The 18006-nt window shown below is 39.5% G+C and carries 20 protein-coding genes; 15 read left to right on the forward strand and 5 right to left on the reverse strand.

All coding sequences use genetic code 11. The features are described 5' to 3' along the window. Positions 1-6 precede the first annotated feature (6 nt). Complete coding sequence (locus F3G98_RS00755; protein WP_149725640.1) at positions 7-3327, forward strand: DUF748 domain-containing protein; 3321 nt, start codon at positions 7-9, stop codon at positions 3325-3327. Here the strand turns inward: F3G98_RS00755 and F3G98_RS00760 are convergent. After that, positions 3324-3728, reverse strand: a complete 405-nt coding sequence (locus F3G98_RS00760; protein ID WP_012140433.1) for a hypothetical protein — start codon at positions 3726-3728, stop codon at positions 3324-3326. The genes F3G98_RS00755 and F3G98_RS00760 overlap by 4 nt on opposite strands. Before the next feature lie 114 nt (positions 3729-3842). On the opposite strand from F3G98_RS00760, the gene F3G98_RS00765 reads away from it, so the two are divergent. The 9 genes from F3G98_RS00765 to F3G98_RS00805 all read left to right on the forward strand — a co-directional run bounded on the left by F3G98_RS00765 (position 3843) and on the right by F3G98_RS00805 (position 10884). Continuing rightward, positions 3843-4046 carry a tautomerase family protein gene (locus F3G98_RS00765; protein WP_009295389.1) on the forward strand — a complete coding sequence of 68 codons (204 nt, stop codon included), beginning with the start codon at positions 3843-3845 and terminating at the stop codon, positions 4044-4046. Then, positions 4043-4540: a thioredoxin-dependent thiol peroxidase gene (gene bcp, locus F3G98_RS00770; RefSeq protein WP_012140434.1), complete on the forward strand. Its 498-nt coding sequence runs from the start codon at positions 4043-4045 to the stop codon at positions 4538-4540. The genes F3G98_RS00765 and bcp overlap by 4 nt, the downstream gene beginning before the upstream one ends. 8 nt (positions 4541-4548) lie before the next feature. Continuing rightward, the gene (locus F3G98_RS00775; RefSeq protein ID WP_149725618.1) at positions 4549-6264 is read left to right on the forward strand and encodes a phosphoethanolamine transferase family protein; all 1716 of its coding nucleotides are present in this window, start codon (positions 4549-4551) and stop codon (positions 6262-6264) included. A 26-nt stretch (positions 6265-6290) separates the two neighbouring features. Beyond that, a complete protein-coding gene (locus tag F3G98_RS00780) occupies positions 6291-6932 on the forward strand; it encodes a thiol:disulfide interchange protein DsbA/DsbL (protein ID WP_103630214.1) in 642 nt (213 codons plus the stop codon). A gap of 100 nt (positions 6933-7032) precedes the next feature. Then, entirely contained in the window at positions 7033-7947 is a 915-nt protein-coding gene (locus tag F3G98_RS00785; RefSeq protein ID WP_002939975.1) for a branched-chain amino acid transaminase, read from the forward strand. A 16-nt stretch (positions 7948-7963) separates the two neighbouring features. Beyond that, positions 7964-9076 (forward strand): prohibitin family protein, encoded by a 1113-nt coding sequence (locus tag F3G98_RS00790; RefSeq protein WP_021088100.1) that lies wholly within the window; start codon positions 7964-7966, stop codon positions 9074-9076. 2 nt (positions 9077-9078) lie between these two features. After that, positions 9079-9813 (forward strand): bifunctional phosphoribosyl-AMP cyclohydrolase/phosphoribosyl-ATP diphosphatase HisIE, encoded by a 735-nt coding sequence (hisIE, locus tag F3G98_RS00795; protein ID WP_149725619.1) that lies wholly within the window; start codon positions 9079-9081, stop codon positions 9811-9813. Further along, positions 9803-10333 carry a DUF2393 family protein gene (locus F3G98_RS00800; RefSeq protein ID WP_103569306.1) on the forward strand — a complete coding sequence of 177 codons (531 nt, stop codon included), beginning with the start codon at positions 9803-9805 and terminating at the stop codon, positions 10331-10333. Before hisIE ends, F3G98_RS00800 begins: the two co-directional genes overlap by 11 nt. After that, positions 10333-10884, forward strand: coding sequence for a DUF2393 family protein (locus tag F3G98_RS00805; protein ID WP_087581391.1), 552 nt, complete (start codon positions 10333-10335; stop codon positions 10882-10884). Before F3G98_RS00800 ends, F3G98_RS00805 begins: the two co-directional genes overlap by 1 nt. A gap of 169 nt (positions 10885-11053) precedes the next feature. Here F3G98_RS00805 and F3G98_RS00810 read toward each other — a convergent pair whose 3' ends face one another. From F3G98_RS00810 to modA, 4 genes are all read right to left on the reverse strand, one after another. Further along, positions 11054-12385: an acetyl-CoA carboxylase biotin carboxylase subunit gene (locus F3G98_RS00810; protein ID WP_004317853.1), complete on the reverse strand. Its 1332-nt coding sequence runs from the start codon at positions 12383-12385 to the stop codon at positions 11054-11056. Continuing rightward, positions 12385-12837, reverse strand: a complete 453-nt coding sequence (gene accB, locus F3G98_RS00815) for an acetyl-CoA carboxylase biotin carboxyl carrier protein (RefSeq protein WP_002940019.1) — start codon at positions 12835-12837, stop codon at positions 12385-12387. The genes F3G98_RS00810 and accB overlap by 1 nt, the downstream gene beginning before the upstream one ends. An 85-nt stretch (positions 12838-12922) precedes the next feature. Beyond that, the gene (locus F3G98_RS00820; protein WP_012140442.1) at positions 12923-13582 is read right to left on the reverse strand and encodes a molybdate ABC transporter permease subunit; all 660 of its coding nucleotides are present in this window, start codon (positions 13580-13582) and stop codon (positions 12923-12925) included. An 8-nt stretch (positions 13583-13590) separates the two neighbouring features. Next, entirely contained in the window at positions 13591-14289 is a 699-nt protein-coding gene (gene modA / locus F3G98_RS00825; RefSeq protein WP_012140444.1) for a molybdate ABC transporter substrate-binding protein, read from the reverse strand. Between the two features lie 127 nt (positions 14290-14416). On the opposite strand from modA, the gene F3G98_RS00830 reads away from it, so the two are divergent. The 5 genes from F3G98_RS00830 to F3G98_RS00850 all read left to right on the forward strand — a co-directional run bounded on the left by F3G98_RS00830 (position 14417) and on the right by F3G98_RS00850 (position 18000). Then, on the forward strand, positions 14417-15505 hold the full coding sequence (locus tag F3G98_RS00830) for a nicotinate phosphoribosyltransferase (protein WP_103607768.1): 1089 nt from the start codon (positions 14417-14419) through the stop codon (positions 15503-15505). Between the two features lie 8 nt (positions 15506-15513). After that, positions 15514-16011: a chemotaxis protein gene (locus F3G98_RS00835; protein ID WP_103607767.1), complete on the forward strand. Its 498-nt coding sequence runs from the start codon at positions 15514-15516 to the stop codon at positions 16009-16011. 113 nt (positions 16012-16124) lie between these two features. Further along, positions 16125-16940 (forward strand): menaquinone biosynthesis family protein, encoded by an 816-nt coding sequence (locus F3G98_RS00840; RefSeq protein ID WP_410369148.1) that lies wholly within the window; start codon positions 16125-16127, stop codon positions 16938-16940. Then, positions 16937-17206, forward strand: coding sequence for a flagellar biosynthesis protein FliQ (gene fliQ / locus F3G98_RS00845; RefSeq protein ID WP_223154231.1), 270 nt, complete (start codon positions 16937-16939; stop codon positions 17204-17206). Before F3G98_RS00840 ends, fliQ begins: the two co-directional genes overlap by 4 nt. After that, positions 17203-18000: a UDP-N-acetylmuramate dehydrogenase gene (locus F3G98_RS00850; RefSeq protein ID WP_103617081.1), complete on the forward strand. Its 798-nt coding sequence runs from the start codon at positions 17203-17205 to the stop codon at positions 17998-18000. Before fliQ ends, F3G98_RS00850 begins: the two co-directional genes overlap by 4 nt. Positions 18001-18006: the final 6 nt, after the last annotated feature.

An 18006-nucleotide genomic window follows, 5' to 3' on the forward strand; every position in this document is an offset into this window, starting at 1 on the left:
TTCACAATGGATAAAAAGAAAAAAATAGCCCTAATCACCGGCATCTGCGTAGTCTCACTTTTGCTTATCTACACGCTTCTTGGCTTTTTTGGCCTGCCTTATGCTATCAAAAATATCGCGCCAAAATACCTAAAAGACTACAACGCAACGCTTTTTGTTGGTGATGCTAAATTTAACCCATTTACCTTTGAGCTAAACGCTACAAATGCCGAGCTAAACACCACTTTGCCGCTTTTTAGCACGAAGCAGATCGACCTTAAGCTAAAGCCATTTTCCATCTTTAAAAAGCTAGTTGAGATTGACATTTTTAGGCTAGATGAGCCAAAAGTAAAGATCGCAAGAGATAAAAAAGCAAATTTTAACTTTAGTAATTTTATAAGCGATGATAACGCAACTAGCGAAGATAACAGCACTAGCTCGATAAATTTCGCGCTAAATAACGCAAAAATCATCAAAGGCTCATTTTCATATAGCGATCAAAATTTAACAAAGCCATTTAACGTAAGCTTTGATGATATAAACTACGAGCTAAGCTCGCTAAATACCGAGAAAAACAGCGCTGGCAACCACATATTTGACTCAAACTCAAGCCTAGCGCACAAGATCGATCTAAATGGCGATATCAAGCTAAATCCACTAAAAATAGATGGCAACGTCAGCATAAAAGACTTTAGCATAAAGCCAGTTGCGATAAGTTTTATCGATAATGACACGTTAAATCTAAAAAATGCCGTTATAAACTTAAAGATAAACTACGCTTTAAAAGCCGATGAGAACGCAACTAGGATAAATTTAAAAGATGGTTTTTTAAATGTAAAAGGACTAAGCCTTGATGAAGGCGCAAATGAGCTTAGCCTTGGCGAGCTTGAGCTTCCAAAATTTGATCTTGTTAGCAAACTAGCTGACAAAACAGAGGCTGCGCTAAATTTAAGTGCTATAAATTTAAATGATATCTCTTTTAAAAATAATATCGCCGCGAGCGTAAAATCACTAAATTTAAGTGATATCTCGCTTCTTGCAAATTTAAATGAAAAAAGCGAGCTAAACGCCACAGCCAAGCTAAAAAGCGTAGGCGCAAACGCTCTTAAAGTAGATGAAGCAGATAGAAATTTAGCAAATTTAAAAGATGTAAATGCTTCAAATTTAAATATAAATTTAGCAAACAACAAAACCGCCCTAACGCTAGAAAAAATAGCACTAAATGGCATAAATGCGCCACTTAGCAAAAGTGCAAATGCAAATGTAGCAAGTGCTGGCGTGACAAATACAAATTTTACAATGGATGGCAACAAAAGCCTTGCGAGCCTTGATGAGCTAAATGTAAAAAACATAGAGCTTAAAGCAAAAAATAAAGAGATAGCAAGCGTCGCTGATGCGGGGGTAAAGAGCGTAAGCTTTGATATTTTAAAAATGGCTCTTGGGGTTGAAAATGTAAGCATAAACAGAGCGAAATTTAGCTCAGAGCTAAGTGAGAATGGGCTAAGCGCTGTAAATGAGCTAGGATTTGGCGAGCAGAGCACAAAAGCTACAAAGGCGGCAAAACACACTAAAAAAGCAGAGAAAAAAGCTGAAAATAAAAGTGCTTCAAAAAGCAAAGAAAATGAGTTTAAATTTGATGTAAAAAATATAAGTGTAAATAACGCAGATATCGCTTTGACGCACCTTTTTGAGGGCGAAAAGATCACTCATAAATTTGATAATCTTTTTGTAAAAGTAGCAAATTTAAGTAGCGATTTTAGCAAGCCATTTGACGCAAAAGTGGCGATGAAAAGCTCACAAAAGCTAAATTTGGATGTTGATTCAAAGATAAAGATCGAGCCACTTGATGTAAGCGCTAAAATCAAGCTAAATGATACAAATTTACCAAAGTATTTTGCCTATGCAAAGCCGTTTTTAGAAGCATCTCTAGCTAGTGGTCAGATGAGCGCGGACGCGCAGCTTCACTACGCAAAAGATATCAAAGCAGACGCAAAAGTTAGCATCAAAGACATAAGGCTAAATGGCAAAAAGGATGAAAAACTGATCGCCTTTAAAAGCCTAGATCTTGAAAAAATTTCATTTGCCAAAAATGACCTTGCCATAAGCGGAGTGAGCTTAAATTCGCCATTTATCAAGGCTCATCTAAGCAAAGAGCGTAAATTTAACCTATCTCAGATCGTAAAAGAGGATAAAAATAAGGCCAAAGCCGAGGCAAAACCTGAGAGCAAAAAGGCAGCTAGCAAAAAAGATGACGAGCTAAAATTTAGCGTGAAAAACTTCTCTTTAAAAAATGGCGAGGTTGATTTCTCGGACGCATCGCTATTTATGCCATTTGCCACAACGATCTCAAAGCTAAATGGTAAGCTCACCGACATCGATAAAAAGCGCCCAAGCTCAGGCGAGTTTCAAGGTGTGGTTGGCAAAAATGGCTTTGCACAGATCACTGCAAAACTCTTTCCGTTTGAGCTAAAGCAAAATACCGATATAAAGCTTGATTTTAAAAATATCGATCTAGTTAACGTGACACCTTATAGCGGGCAGTTTGTGGGCTATAAGATCAAAAAAGGCAAGCTAAATTTAAACCTAAACTATAGCGTCACCGACTCAAAACTAAATGGCTCAAATTTTATAAATTTTGACTCTCTTACACTTGGAGAGAAGGTTGAGTCAAAAGATGCTGTAAATTTACCGCTTTCGCTTGCCATCTCGATACTTAGCGATCAAAATAATCAAATAAACATCGATCTGCCAGTTGAGGGAAATTTAGACGATCCTGACTTTAAATATGGCGGCGTCATCTGGGCTGCAGTGAAAAAGCTCTTTGCCGACATCACGCTAGCTCCATTTAGATTTTTAGGCAACGCTTTAGGACTTGGCAGCAAAGATCTTAGCTCTATTGATTTTCTTGCTGGAAGTAGCGAGCTTATAAGCTCAGAAGCCCCTAAGATAGCTGATTTTATAAAGCTAACTGGCTCAAAACCTAAGATGAAGCTTAGCATAACGCCAACATACTCAAAACTCGATGAGAGCTTTTATAAGAACAAAAAACTAGATCAAAAGATCAATCAAATCATCGCTTCAAGCGGCAAAGACTACATCGCAGTTTTAAATGAGCTTGTGCCAAATTTAAAAGATAGAAGCGAAAAAGCCTTAAGAGAAGAGGCGCTAAAGGGCATCGAGGTCGATAAAGCAAAGCTAATAGAGCTTGCAAATGAGCGTGCAAATGCGGTAAAAGAGGCGCTTATAAAAGCTGGGCTTGAGGCTGGCCGCATAAATATAAACGATGCAACAAGCTCAGAGCCTAAGCAAAACACCTACACAAGCGTGCTAATGGGAGTGGCGAACTAAATTTCATTTATTTCGCTGCTTCTTGCATTATAGACAAACCAGCTAAGAAGCATAAGCATCATAAATGCCCCAAAAATAAGGCTTGCGTAAAAGTATAAATTAAAATCAGCTCCCAGCAAATTTGCGTTGTGAAGGGCGATCATAACGCCAGCTAAAGCGATTAAGTAGCCAATTAGTTTGATGATGAAAATTTTAGGATTTACAAGGATCAGCAAAAGGCCACAAAGTATGATGCCAAGGGCTATTTGTAAATTTGAAAAGTCAGCTTGAGCGCTTGAAGTAAGCGTTAAAAAACAAGCTAAAAGCGCCATTAGTATCATCAAAACTGCATAAACCGCCCTGCTTCGTCCAAAGCCATACATAAAGCAAACAAAGCCCTTATTTTGCCTGTTATAGTCCATTTTTCGCTCCTTTTGGAAGTTTGCTTATTTTAATGCCAAATTCTTAAATAACGGCTTTAATCTGAAATTTCACTCATTTTGGCTAATATTTTGCATCTTAAAAAAGGAGCAAAAATGCCTTATGTTAATATCAAAATAGCAGGCCCAGAGCCTACAAAAGAGCAAAAAGATCAAGTTTTTAAAGAGGTAACCGAGACGCTTGTAAGAGTGCTTGGCAAGAAAAAAGAGGCGGTTATGATCTTTATCGAAACTCACGACGCTGGCAATATCGGCGTAGGCGGCGAGAGCGTAGAGGACAAAAGAAAGGGGATGAAATGAGCGAATTTAGCAAAGCAGACATTGAGAGAAAGATAACGCTTGAAGTTGGCGACAGGGCGCCAGAGTTTGAAGCGCTAAATCAAGATGGCGTAAAGGTCGCACTAAAGGACTTTATAGGCAAAAATGTGGTGCTTTACTTCTACCCAAAAGACAACACTCCAGGCTGCACGACTGAGGCTTGCGAATTTAGCGCAAACTACGATCAGTTCATCAAAAATGGCACCGTTATCATCGGCGTTAGCCCAGATAGCGTGAAGTCGCATGCGGGTTTTATCGCAAAGCAAAATTTAAAGCACATCCTCTTAAGCGATGAGGATAAAGAAATTTCAAAGCTTTATGGCGTTTGGCAGGTAAAGAAAAACTACGGCAAAGAGTATCTTGGTATCGCCAGAAGCACCTTTGTGATCGGCAAAGACGGCAAGATAGTTAAAATTTACAAAAGCGTAAAAGCCAAAGACCACGCCGCAAAAGTGCTAGCTGATCTTGTGAAGTAAGGTAAAAAATGACCAAATTTTTTAATACCATTATAAAAAGTCCATTTATAAATATATTTGTGGTTACAACACTTGTAATGTTTATCGCAAATATCTATAAAATTTACTTTTTTGAAGGAACTGACCGTATAGCTCTTATGCATATGGCAAGAAGCTTAACTACTATATTTTTACTAAATTTAGTTATCACTCATGTTCTTTACTTGCTAAGTCGTGGGTTATTTAAAGGGGTTTATCTAGCTTATGCACTAACCATTTTTGTTCTATGTTTTATAAATTTTTTCACTTTAACAAGTTTAAAAACAGATATAAATATAGCAATAATAGATAGTGTGCTACACACAAATCCAGATGAAGCCGGTGAGTTTTTTCAGACATTTTTTGAAGCTAAATATCTAGTAGTTGCTATACTTTTATGCATCATCTTTTATTTTATGACAAGATATAAAAGATCTAGCACAAAAGAATTTAGCCGAAAAACTATTATTGTCCTTTCGGTAATTTATATAGCCTTTGCAGCTGTATTTTTTACAAAATCAGCAATGAGAATATCGTCTAATAAAGCTGATAGAGCTATAAGCAAGCTCTCAGAACACATCCTGATAAACTACGCTTTTGTTTTAAAAAAATATCTTTTAGATGATAATTTTTTAGCTAGCAATAAGCAAATTTTAAAAGATTATGACGCATCTAAAGTAGCAAATCAAAACATAAAAGCCGAGCAAAAAGTAGCAAATGTAGTCTTTGTGATCGGTGAAAGCTTGCAAAAAAATGAGATGAGCGTTTATGGATTTGGTTTGCCAACTACACCAAATTTAATGGCTTTAAAGCAAAGTGGCAATGCCATAATCTATACAGATACTACCGCCCCTGACACATATACAAATGGTTCTCTTTCAAAGGTTTTGAATTTCTCAAACTATGAAAGCAAAGAGCCTTGGAGCAAGAGCTTAAACATCGTTGATATGTTTAGTCTAGTAGGATACAAAACAGCATGGATAAGTAATCAAAGCAATATCGGCGGATACTCTACAACACAAAAAAGTGTTGCAGATAGAAGTGATATCACATTTTTTACACAAAAATTTGCATCAGCTACAAATTATGCCGGTAGAGAAACAGATGGTATACTTTTGCCTGAAATTTCAAAGATAAAACAAAACCTTGGAGAGTCAAATTTTTATATCATTCACCTAATGGGAAATCACTTTAAATACGACCTAAGGTATCCAAAAGATTTTGCAAAATTTACAGCCAATGATCTACAAAACAAAATGAACCCTGGGCAAAAAGAGAGCTTTGCATGGTATCTAAATAGCGTACTTTATAATGACTACGTGATAAATGAAATTTATAAAATTTTCAAAGACGATGAAGCTTTGATAGTCTATCTTTCTGACCACGGCGAAGCTCTTTTTGAGATAGATGGCATAAGAGGTCACGGTATGATAAATCGCTTTGTTTTAGAAATTCCGCTTATATTTATAGGAACTGATAAATTTAAAGCAAAATATCCACAAATTTGGCAAAAACTTGAAGTGGCAAAGGATTATAAATTTATGAGTGATGACATCATTCACACTTTTGCAGACATCGTAGGTGCAAAACCACTTGAATATAACGCATCAAGAAGCTTAATAAGTGGTGAATTTAATGCGAGTAGAAAGCGCCTAGTAAATGGTACTGACTATGAAAATATCAAAAATGTAAAGCCGCAATGGTAAATGACAAAAAATAATAAGGAGCAAAGATGAAGCTTATAAAAATGCTAATTTTAAGTGCGTTTTTTGCGCTAAATTTATCAGCACTGACTGAAGGCGTGGAGTATCAAACTCTAGCAAAACCGCTTAACGTGCCTAAAAACTCAGTCGTCAAGGTCTTTAGCTACGACTGCCCTCACTGCTATAAATTTGACCGAACGATCACAAGAAAGCTGATGTCAAAGCTTGACGGGGTTAAATTTATCCCATATCACCTAAGCACCAAAGGCAAGCTTGGCGAGACTACAAGTAAAATTTTCGCCGCTCTTATATCGATAGACGAGGCAAATGGGACTGATCTGCTAAGCGATGAGTCTAAATTTAAGCAAGCTAAATTTGCGATCTATAAAGCAAGACACGATGAAAAAGATGACTTTAATGATGGCAAAGATAAGCAAAGATTTATAGATCTAGCGCTAAATGCGGCTCACGTTAGCAAAGACGAGTATGAAAAAGCGCTAAGCTCAGATCGTGCAAAAGAGCTTTTAAACGAGTGGTTTGCCTCTTATGATGTAGCTAGCATTAGCGGTGTGCCAGCCTTTGTAGTAAGCGGCAAGTATCTGATAAATTTAAACGCAGCATCATCGATCGATGAGATGGCAAAGACGATAAAAGAGCTTTTAAATAAGTAACTTTAGCCTAAAATTTACGGACATTTTGGGCTTAGAAATGTAAATTTAAAGCAATTTTAGATAAACTCGGATCAAATTTCTAAAAAAGAAAGGTTTAATTATGAACGCTTCAGAATTCATCTGGATGGATGGAAAACTAGTAAAATGGGACGATGCGAAAGTACACGTTCTAACTCACTCTTTGCACTATGCTAACGCCGTATTTGAGGGCACAAGAGCTTATAAAACAAAAAAAGGTCTAGCTATTTTTAGACTCAAAGACCACACAAAAAGACTTTTAAGATCAGCAAAAATGACCGTTTTAAACGTGCCTTACACTGAAGAAGAGCTTGAAAAAGCACAGATCGAGCTACTTCGCGCAAATAAATATAACAGCAACGTCTATATCCGCCCACTTATATTTTTAGGATACGGCGTAATGGGCGTAGCTCACACAAAAGCACCAGTGCAAACCGCTATCGCTTCATGGGAATGGGGTGCTTATCTTGGCGATGAAGGCCTAGAAAAAGGCATTAGAGTTAAAATTTCAAGCTTTGCTAAACTAGCCCCTGCTGCTCAAATGAACAGAGCAAAGGCTAGCTCAAACTACCTAAGCTCACAAATGGCAAACTACGAAGCAAAAGAGGCTGGATACGATGAGGCGCTACTTCTTGATAGCGAGGGCTTTGTAGCTGAAGGTCCAGGCGAGTGCTTTTTTATCGTTGAAAATGGCGCATTGATCACTCCGCCAAACGACAACAGTCTACTTAGCATCACTCAAGATACAGTCATAAGACTAGCTCACGACCTTGACATCGAAGTAAGAAGAGAGCGCATCACAAGAGATCAGGCATACACAGCTGACGAGGCATTTTTCACTGGCACTGCAGCTGAAGTAACGCCGATAAACAGCATAGACAACCGCATCATCGGCAACGGTGCTAGAGGCGAAGTGACAAAGAGACTACAAAAAGCTTACTTTGACGTAGTTTATGGTCTAAACAAAAAATACGAATCATTTTTAACATATATTTAAGATTTAAAGGAACGAAATGCCCGCTGATTTAAATGATTATTTCAACAAAAAAAAGCCAGGTAATGACAACAGGGGCTCAGGTCAAAATAACGACAAAGAGCCACCTTTTAAAAAGGATTTTAAAATGCCAAATATACCAAGCGGCTTTGGCAAATTTGGTGCGCTAGCCTACATAATAATCGCCATTATCGCGATCCTTGCTATCACTCAGCCATTTAAAGTGATACACTCAGGCGAGGTCGGTATCAAAGCCACAGCGGGTAAATATGAGCCAAATCCTTTGCAACCAGGATTTCACTTCTTTTTACCATTTATCCAAAATATCATCGTAGTTGATACTAGAGTTAGGATCATCAACTACACTTCAGGCGAAGATATGGGCGAGAGCTTGCAAAAGTCTTATCAGGGAGCTGGAATTTTACGCAAAAACTCTATCTCAGTTTTGGACGCTAGAAATTTACCAGTTAGCATCGATATCACCGTGCAATACCGTCTAAATCCAGAAAATGCACCACAAACTATCGCATCTTGGGGTCTTAGCTGGGAGAGCAAGATCGTTGATCCTGTCGTGCGCGACGTGGTTCGCAGCATCGCTGGTAAATACACAGCCGAAGAGCTACCAACTAAGAGAAACGACCTAGCAAGGCAGATAGATGAGGGCATAAGAAAAGACATCGACTCACAGCCAAACAAGCCAGTCGAGCTTCTAACAGTGCAGCTTCGTGAGATCATCTTGCCTTCAAAGGTAAAAGAGCAGATCGAGCGTGTCCAGATCGCTAAACAAGAGGCTGAGAGGACAAAATACGAGGTCGAGCGTGCAAATCAAGAGGCTCTAAAACAAGCTGCCCTTGCAGAAGGTACTGCAAAAGCTGCGATCATCGAAGCAAAGGGTAAGGCCGATGCTATCAAGATCGAGGCTGATGCGACTGCGTATGCAAACAAAGAGATCGCAAAAAGTGTCGATCAAAATTTATTAAATTTAAAGCAGATCGAGACACAAAATAGATTTAACGACGCTCTTAAAGAGAACAAAGATGCCAAAATTTTCTTAACACCTGGCGGAGCTGTACCAAATATCTGGCTAGATGCAAAAGATAGGGCAAAAGCTAGCTCGGTTAGCGAAAGGTAAAAATGAATAGCGTAGCAAAAAGTATAGACTGGCAAAAGGTTGGTGGATTGCTCCCGGTGGTGGTTTGCGATCACGCTACAAACGAGGTTTTGATGCTTGCTTATATGAACGAAGAAGCACTAAATTTAACTCTATCTAGCCGCTACGCTCACTACTTTTCACGCACTAAAAATAGAATTTGGAAAAAAGGCGAAGAGAGTGGCAACACGCAAGAGATCAAGGCTGCGTTTTTAGACTGCGACAACGACACTTTGCTTTTAAAAGTCGTTCAAAACGGAGGCGCTGCTTGTCACACTGGGGCAAGGTCTTGCTTTTTTAACGAGATAAATTTAGAAAATTTAGAAATTTCTGATCAAAAATGCGAGGTTAAAAAGCCAAGTTACGGCGTCATTGACGAGCTTTATCACGTTATAGAAGATAGAAAGCTAAATGCTGATCCGCAAACTTCATACGTGGCAAGTCTTTTTAAAAAGGGTGAAAATCAAATTCTAAAAAAAGTTGGCGAGGAGGCTACAGAGCTTGTCATGGCGGCAAAAGAGCTTAGTTTTACCAAGCAGATAAAACAAGATGAGCAAAAAGCAAAAAATGACCTCATCTATGAAGCAGCTGATCTTTGCTTTCACACACTTGTGGCACTTTCAGCCCACAACATACATCCAGATGCCGTTAAAAACGAGCTTGCAAGGCGTTTTGGCATGAGTGGCATCGAAGAAAAAAGATCGCGAGATGTTAAATAGCATCAAGCATAACATACTTTTCATACTTCAAAATGCCAAACTTATCGACTTTTTAGCCTATGGTTGGGTATTTTTAGCCTTTATATTTATCGTGCTTTTAGGAATTTTCGTCGCGATAAAGTCATGGTGGCAGATAGGATTTTTATTTATCCTAGCTGGTTTTTTGGGACTTTTCGCAGGTAACTACTACGCAAACAAATATATAAATGAAAATCTAAGACCAGTTAGCATAAGCAAAATAAACACAAAACAGCTTCAATATGTCGATGCGTTGATGGTTGATTTTAACATCACAAATAACTCAAACTACACATTAAACGTTTGCAAAATCGAGCTTGGCTTCTACCTTGGCTCAAAACAAAGCACGAGAAATTTTCTAAATTCGCTAAACCCTTTTGCTAAAAAAAGGATCATTTTAAATGAAGTGCTTTTACCAAAGCAGAGCAAACAGATAAGAGAATTTGTCAATGACTTTGCCTTCATTGACTACAATATCACCAAAAAAGCGGAGTGTTTTTGATGAGCTCAAACTACTTTACCATCGTGCATATCATCGTGCTTTTTGCGATCGCACTACTTTCTATTTTATTTCTTGTGCTTTCATTTAGAGCTGAGCGAAAACTATTTTTATCGCTACTTTTTACAAACATTTTGGTCTCAACCACGCTTGCCATTTTTTTGATGCTAGTTCTTGATAAATACACCAAAAAAGGCATAGTCGAAGGCGTAAAAAGCGAGCGAGTGTTAAGAAATGAAAGCATTGTATTTCGTGGTCAAGTAAGAAATGTCGGTAAATTTACCATTAGCAAATGCACCCTTACAATTAAGCTCATAAATCAACCGCTAAACAAAAACGATCTTGGCGGCGAGGCGTTTTTTAAACCAAGCGGACTCTCATTTTTCTCATGGGTTTTTGGAGGCGATGAGGACGAGAGACCAAACACTGTGGCATATAAATTTGACGTAGCTCAAAATTTACCAAAGCAAAAAGCAGTGCCATTTACCGTGACTATGCCCTATCCGCCATATTTTAAAAATGGTATGAATATCACAAAGCTTAGTTGCTACTAATAAATTTAGATAAATTTTTAGTATTTATTACGTTTTGCAAGTAGTTATAAACTGGCTAAATTTCTCTTAAATTTAAAATAGCTCAACTCATAAAAATTTGGCTTTATAAAATAAATTTAAATATGAAATTTTAAACCAAAGCCAAAGGGCAATGGTTTAAAATTTAGTTTTAATGTCTTGAAAGATAGTTTGTATCGTAGTTGTTGCTTAAAAAGTCTTTGTTTTCCATCATGGCGATGTGAAAGTCTTTTGTTGTTTTGATGCCACTTATTATGAGCTGATCAAGAGCAACTTTCATCTTGTGAATAGCTCTATTTCTATCAGTGTCCCAAACTACGAGCTTGCCGATCATACTGTCATAATACGGCGGTATAGAGTAGTCTTGGTAGATGTGGCTATCCATTCTCACGTTGCGACCGCCTGGGCAGACATATTTTGTGATCTTGCCAGGGCACGGAGTGAAGGTGTTTGGATCCTCGGCTGTGATCCTGCACTCGATCGCATGGCCTTTTAGCTCGATGCTCTTTTGTGACGGTAGCTTTTCGCCCTCGGCCACTTTTATCATAAGCTCTATAATATCAAGTCCGCTTACCATTTCGCTTACTGTGTGCTCGACTTGAAGCCTTGTGTTCATCTCGATGAAGTAAAAGTCTAAATTTTTATCAACCAAAAACTCAAACGTACCTGCTCCCTCGTAGCCGATCGCTTTTGCCGCTTTTATGGCAGTTTCGTGTAACCTCTCTCTTGTTTTTTCATCAAGCAAGATGGCTGGGCTCTCTTCGATCAGCTTTTGGTGACGGCGCTGCATAGAGCAGTCGCGCTCGCCTATGTGAAGCACGTTGCCGTGGCTATCGCCGATGATTTGAACCTCGATGTGGCGTGGATTTAGGATATATTTTTCCATATACATCGTGCCATCGCCAAATGCACTCATCGCCTCGCTCTCAGCAGACCAAAACGCTTTTTCTAAATCAGCCTCTTTTTCAACCACGCGCATACCACGTCCGCCGCCGCCTGCTGCAGCTTTTAAGATGACAGGATAGCCGATCTTTTTGGCTAGCTCTTTTGCAGCTTTTGTATCAGCCACAGCGCCGTCTGAGCCAGGGATGACTGGCACTCCAGCTCTTTGCATGACCTGTTTTGCCTTGCTCTTGTCGCTCATCAAAGCCATCGCAGCAACGCTTGGTCCAATGAATTTGATCTTGTGGTGTGAGCAAATTTCAACAAAATTTTGATTTTCACTTAAAAAGCCATAACCTGGGAAGATAGCGTCTGCTTCGCTGATCTCAGCTGCACTTATGATAGCTGGGATGTTTAGGTAGCTGTCGCTTGAGCGCTCTTTACCGATGCAGATGGCTACGTCGGCGTATTTTACATAAAGCGCGTCTTTGTCGGCGGTTGAATAAACTACAACGGCTTCTTTACCCATCTCCTTTATCGTTCGCAAAGCACGAAGAGCGATCTCGCCGCGGTTTGCGATTAAAATTCTTTTTAATTCCATTAATTTTTCTCCACGCCAAACAACGGCAATCCAAACTCAACTGGCTGTCCGTCAGAGACTAGCATCTCAGTGATCTGGCAGTCAAATTCAGCCTCGATCTCGTTCATGATCTTCATAGCTTCGATGATGCCCACTACATCGCCTTTTCTCACTCTTTGACCTACTTTTACAAATGGAGCAGCACCTGGGCTTGGAGCAGCGTAGAAAGTACCTACCATAGGAGATTTTATGCTATCTTTTGGCGAATTTGCAGCTGGTTTTACCTCTGAGCTAACGACAACATTTACAGGTGTTGGCGCTGGAGCTGCTGCTTGTGCCGCTGGCTTTGCAGGTGCGCAATAATCAGCAAATTTCTCTACCTCGACCTCAAAATCACCACTTTTTATCTTGATATGATTCATCTCCATACCATTAAAAAATTCGATAAGCTCTTTTATATCTTCTTTTTTCATAGAAAATTCTCCTAAATTTTTATATAAGCCCCTAATTGTAGCGAAATTTAAATAAATTTAATTTTTAGCTGGCATAAAATTTGTGCTAAATCCTACTTTTTTCTAGCAAATTTATAATGAAAAATAAGACGAAACTAAGCACAACTAAAACAAGACTTAAAGCGAGTGCCTGATCGTTTCTGCCATCATAGACTGCGTTGTAGATAGCAAGTGAGATGGTGTCTGTTTTGCCTATGATATTACCGCCTAAAATGAGCGTTATGCCAACCTCGCCAAGCCCTCGCGAGAGCGCTAGGATAAAGGCTGCTGCCACGCTTTTTGCGATGCTTGGGAAAAGCACCAAAATGGCTGTTTGAAATTTATTTTTACCAAGGCTATATGCTGCTTCACTTAGGCTTTTTGAAAGTGAGCCTAGCGCTGAGGCTACGGGCTTTACAAAAAGTGGCAGCGAGGCTATGAAAGCTGCTATCACAAGGGCTTTAAAGCTAAAGACGATCTCTAAATTTAAAGCCTTGCCAATGATACCATTTTTGCCAAGTAGATAAAGCAGTAAAAATCCAGTCGCAATGGGCGGAAATATGAGTGGAAAGGTGACTACCATCTCGGCAACTGCTTTAAATTTAGAGTTGCTAAAAGCTAGAAAATAAGCTAGAGCTAGCCCAAAAATAGCAAGCAAAAGCCCTTGGCACAAAACGACCTTTATGCTTAAAAATAGCGGATCAAACAGCCAAGCGAGCTCTTGCAAATTTCGCCCTATCTTATGCCAAATTTAGCGTAAATTTCTTTTGATCTCTCGCTTTTTAGCTCATCTATAAATTTAACACAGTCAGCCTTTTTCTCGCATCCTTCAAGCTTTGCAGCTACGATGTTTGCCGGTGCATAAAGCGCCTTATCTATCAAGATAAAACTACCAAATTCATCCTTGTGCGCGTTTAGCTCAGTTTGGTTGATAAAGCCAGCATCAACTTCGCCGTTTAATATATAGGTAACGACCTGTGGCACGCCTGCAACTGCTAAAATTTTATCCTTTAGCTCGCCCTCTAAATTTGCTTTTTGCATAAACTCACTAGCTCTCTTGCCATAAACTGTCTTTGCCGCGTCTGGCATAGCGATTTTTGAAAGCATTTTTAGCTCATCAATTTTTTCTATTTTTACGCCCTTTTTGGTAGCTAGCACCAAAGCGCCAGAGCCTAAATTTACATACTCAGCGATCTTTAGACCAGACTTTTTTAAAAAGTCTTCATCGCCCACGATCACGTCAGTTTTGCCCTCTTTTGCCTGCGCCATGATCGCTGTGATGTTTGCAAAAGAGGTGTCAATATTTACGCCATCTTTTTTGAGATTTTGCGCGACTGCTTCGACTATCTTTTTATATCCACCGCCCGCACTAACTAGCAAATTTTCATTGCCAAATGCAAAGACTGCTGCCATTAAAAGTAAAAATTTTTTCATATTTTTTCCTTTAAAAATAAAATTTCAGGATTTTATAAAATATACTCTTATACATTCTTAAAATATATTTTTACAATTTTACTCTTTTTCTAAAATGGTATAATCTCGCAAAAACAAAAGGACATACATGAACGAACTTGAGCTAAAGATACAAGGCAAGATAGAGAGGCTAACAGATAAGACTTTTAGGCTAGATCCTAGGATCGGCGAGGGCTATTTTACGGCGAAATATTTTCTAAAAGTAAATGAGATAATTAAGCAAAACCTGCCCGATCAGCACGTGACGATGCAGTTTTTTCAAAGGCGCGATGATATCGTGCTTTGCGGTATCGACGAGGTTTTAGCTATCATCAATAAATTTGCCAAAAACCCAAGCGAGCTTGAAATTTACGCGCTTGATGATGGAGATATCATAAACGCAAACGAGCCAGTTTTAAAGATAAGCGGCAAGTATGAGGATTTTGGCTTTTTAGAAAACGTGATCGATGCGACGCTTACTAGAAGAAGCTGCGTGGCGACAAACTCCAGAGACGTGATAAAAGCAGCAAATGGCAAGGATGTCTTTAGCATGGCAGACAGACAAGACGACATATGCACGCAGCCAGGCGACGGCTATGCATCATTTATCGGCGGTATAAAAAAGGTTGCCACAGACGCTCAGGGCGAGCTTACAGGGCTAAAAGGTGGTGGTACCATGCCTCACGCACTCATTCAAATGTGTGGCGGAGATGTGGTGAAGGCTTGCCAAATTTACGCTAGAACCTTTGAAAACGAGCAGATCACGGCCTTGGTTGATTACAACAACGACGTGATAACAGATGCTTTAAAGGCTGCAAATGCCCTAAAAGAGAGGCTTGGCGCAGTTAGAGTTGATACTAGTAAAAATTTGATAGATAGGTATTTTGAAGACAAAGATGTGAGCAAATTTGACCCACACGGCGTTTGCAAGGAGCTTATATTTGCCCTAAGAGAGGCGCTTGATAAAGCTGGCTTTAAGCACGTTAAAATCGTAGTTAGCTCAGGTTTTAATCCGCAAAAAATGAGCGAATTTGAGAAATTTAAAACCCCAGTTGATATTTACGGCGTGGGAAGCTATCTTGTTAAAAATGACATTTGTGGCTTTACAGGCGATCTAGTCGAGCTAAACGGCAAAAGTGAGGCTAAATTTGGCAGAAAAAATTTCGCTTCAGATAGGCTAAAAAGAGTTAAAATTTAGGAGAAAAGATGAAATTTATAAAAATTTTAACGATTCTGTCGCTTTTACTGACTGCTTGCACCGCCGCAAACTATGCTAACGCCTTTGAAAAGGTTGGCATAGTTGAGGACGGAGTTTATCGCTTTAGCCAAAATGGTATCGGCGTCAAAAAGGACCTGCTTGTAAAGGTGATCTCGGCGCAAAATGCGGACAGCTCACGCAAAAAGATCATCTCCATGCTAAATATCCCTAAAAAATCTAAAATAAATGACTTTAAAACAAGCGACGCTGGCGTGATTATCTGGCCATTTTACGAGTTCGAGGGCAAATTTATAACGACAATAATCGTTGAAAATATAAAAAAAGAAGATAGCGATAAAAAACTGCTTAAGATGCTTGAACTTAAGCATCCGTTTTACTCAACGCTCCAAGCTCGAAGAAAGGGCGCAAAAGAGGCCATAGACGTGAAATACGTGCTAAATTTCAAAGAGGCAAAGCTGGTAAAATCATTTCAAAACCGCCCTTAAAACTTTATTTTAAATAAATTTCATTAAAATGGCGTAATCAAAAAAAAGGATCATCTTTGCACAATCTAAAAACCATAAACGTCGCTCACTCACCTGATGCTGACGATATTTTCATGTATGCCGCGGTCAAATTTGGCTGGGTTAGCAGTAAAAATTTAGCCTTTACATCAAAGGCGCTTGATATAGAAACGCTAAACGAAGAGGCGCTAAAAGGCACTTATGAGGCCACAGCGATCAGCTTTGCACTCTATCCTAAAATTTGCGATGAATTTGCACTTTTACGCTGCGCGGTGAGCTTTGGCAACGGATATGGTCCAAAGCTTATCAAGCTAAAAGATAAGCAGCTAAAGCGAAATTTCAAGGTCGCACTCTCTGGCAAAAACACGACAAATGCTCTGCTTTTTCGTATAGCCTACCCAGAGGCAAGGATCGTTTATAAAAATTTCCTTGAGATCGAAAATGCTGTGCTTAGCGGCGAGGTCGATGCTGGCGTGCTCATACATGAAAGTATCTTAAATTTCTCAAATCAGCTCTGTGTGGAGCGCGAAATTTGGGACATCTGGAGCGAGCTAAATGGCGAAAATTTACCGCTTCCACTTGGTGGCATGGCGCTTAGACGAAGCCTACCGATAACCGACGCGATAGAGTGCGAGAGAGTGCTTAGCGAGGCCGTTAGGATCGCTACTTCGCACAAGCCATTTTTATCTCACATGCTAATGGAGCGAAACCTCATCAGAGTTGGCAAAGATGAGCTTAAAGCGTATCTAAATTTATATGCAAATGACGAGTCAATAAGCATGAATGAAACGCAGTTAAAAGCGCTAAATAAGCTCTATCAAATAGGCTACGACAAAGGCTTTTTTGAAAAAGCTATCGACGTAAATGACTACCTAATCCCAACTGAATACAACGAAGTAAGGTTTAGCTGATGCAAAGCACGCTTGTCTCACTTGGAGTTGAAACCTTTAAGATCGCCCTTTATATCAGCCTTCCGATGCTGCTAAGCGGCCTAATAGCAGGTCTTATCATCTCCATCTTTCAAGCGACCACGCAGATAAACGAAACCACACTAAGCTTCGTGCCAAAAATTTTGCTAGTCGTCGTTGTCATCATATTTTTGATGCCTTGGATGATCTCGATGATGGTTGAGTTTACCACTCGCATGCTTGATTTTATACCGGAATTTATCCAGTGACGAGGCTTGTTGATTTTTCTAAATTTACCTCGGTTAGGATAGGCGGCGTGCATGAAATTTTCGAGGTTGATAGCCTTGAAGATCTAAGCTCACCTCACTTTTTAGGCGCTGTGATGATAGGCGGGGGCAACAACCTTCTTATCTCGCCAAATCCCCCAAAAATGGCGATGCTTGGCAAGAGCTTTGACTATATAAATTTAGAAATTTGTGATGAAAAAATTTGCCTTGAGATAGGTGCTGCGACAAAATCAGCCAAAATTTACAACTTCTGCAAGCAAAACAACATAGCTCACCTTGAGTTTTTAAAAAATATCCCAGGCACGCTTGGCGGACTTATAAAAATGAACGCTGGACTGCTTAAATTTAGCATAAGCGACAACCTCACGCATGTGCGTCTGGCTCGTGGCTGGGTGAGCAAAGAGGAGATAAACTTTAGCTACCGCCACAGCGGCATAGATGAGGCCATTTTGGGGGCTAAATTTGAGCTTCATAGTGGCTTTGATGCGAGCATATCTGATGCTATAAGCGCAAAAAGGGCAAATCAACCAAAAGGAGCTAGCTTTGGCAGCTGCTTTGTAAATCCAGAAGGACACTTTGCAGGGGCATTGCTAGAGGCAGTTGGACTAAAGGGACACGTGATCGGCGGAGCGAAATTTAGCGAAGAGCACGCAAATTTTTTGATAAATTTTAACCACGCAAGCTTTGAGGACGCCACTAGCCTTATAAATTTGGCTAGAGCTAGAGTTTTAGAGAAATTTGGCGTAGAGCTTAAGACCGAAGTTTGCATTTTATAAGGATGA

This window comes from Campylobacter concisus, from assembly GCF_902460895.1.
GTDB classification, from domain to species: domain Bacteria; phylum Campylobacterota; class Campylobacteria; order Campylobacterales; family Campylobacteraceae; genus Campylobacter_A; species Campylobacter_A concisus_BC.

Excerpts from the sequence above, each read along its gene's own strand:
- F3G98_RS00755 (WP_149725640.1), top strand. The coding sequence starts at position 7 with ATGGATAAAAAGAAAAAAATAGCCCTAATCACCGGCATCTGCGTAGTC.
- F3G98_RS00760 (WP_012140433.1), bottom strand. The coding sequence starts at position 3,728 with ATGGACTATAACAGGCAAAATAAGGGCTTTGTTTGCTTTATGTATGGC.
- F3G98_RS00765 (WP_009295389.1), top strand. The coding sequence starts at position 3,843 with ATGCCTTATGTTAATATCAAAATAGCAGGCCCAGAGCCTACAAAAGAG.
- bcp (WP_012140434.1), top strand. The coding sequence starts at position 4,043 with ATGAGCGAATTTAGCAAAGCAGACATTGAGAGAAAGATAACGCTTGAA.
- F3G98_RS00775 (WP_149725618.1), top strand. The coding sequence starts at position 4,549 with ATGACCAAATTTTTTAATACCATTATAAAAAGTCCATTTATAAATATA.
- F3G98_RS00780 (WP_103630214.1), top strand. The coding sequence starts at position 6,291 with ATGAAGCTTATAAAAATGCTAATTTTAAGTGCGTTTTTTGCGCTAAAT.
- F3G98_RS00785 (WP_002939975.1), top strand. The coding sequence starts at position 7,033 with ATGAACGCTTCAGAATTCATCTGGATGGATGGAAAACTAGTAAAATGG.
- F3G98_RS00790 (WP_021088100.1), top strand. The coding sequence starts at position 7,964 with ATGCCCGCTGATTTAAATGATTATTTCAACAAAAAAAAGCCAGGTAAT.
- hisIE (WP_149725619.1), top strand. The coding sequence starts at position 9,079 with ATGAATAGCGTAGCAAAAAGTATAGACTGGCAAAAGGTTGGTGGATTG.
- F3G98_RS00800 (WP_103569306.1), top strand. The coding sequence starts at position 9,803 with ATGTTAAATAGCATCAAGCATAACATACTTTTCATACTTCAAAATGCC.
- F3G98_RS00805 (WP_087581391.1), top strand. The coding sequence starts at position 10,333 with ATGAGCTCAAACTACTTTACCATCGTGCATATCATCGTGCTTTTTGCG.
- F3G98_RS00810 (WP_004317853.1), bottom strand. The coding sequence starts at position 12,385 with ATGGAATTAAAAAGAATTTTAATCGCAAACCGCGGCGAGATCGCTCTT.
- accB (WP_002940019.1), bottom strand. The coding sequence starts at position 12,837 with ATGAAAAAAGAAGATATAAAAGAGCTTATCGAATTTTTTAATGGTATG.
- modA (WP_012140444.1), bottom strand. The coding sequence starts at position 14,289 with ATGAAAAAATTTTTACTTTTAATGGCAGCAGTCTTTGCATTTGGCAAT.
- F3G98_RS00830 (WP_103607768.1), top strand. The coding sequence starts at position 14,417 with ATGAACGAACTTGAGCTAAAGATACAAGGCAAGATAGAGAGGCTAACA.
- F3G98_RS00835 (WP_103607767.1), top strand. The coding sequence starts at position 15,514 with ATGAAATTTATAAAAATTTTAACGATTCTGTCGCTTTTACTGACTGCT.
- F3G98_RS00840 (WP_410369148.1), top strand. The coding sequence starts at position 16,125 with ATGTATGCCGCGGTCAAATTTGGCTGGGTTAGCAGTAAAAATTTAGCC.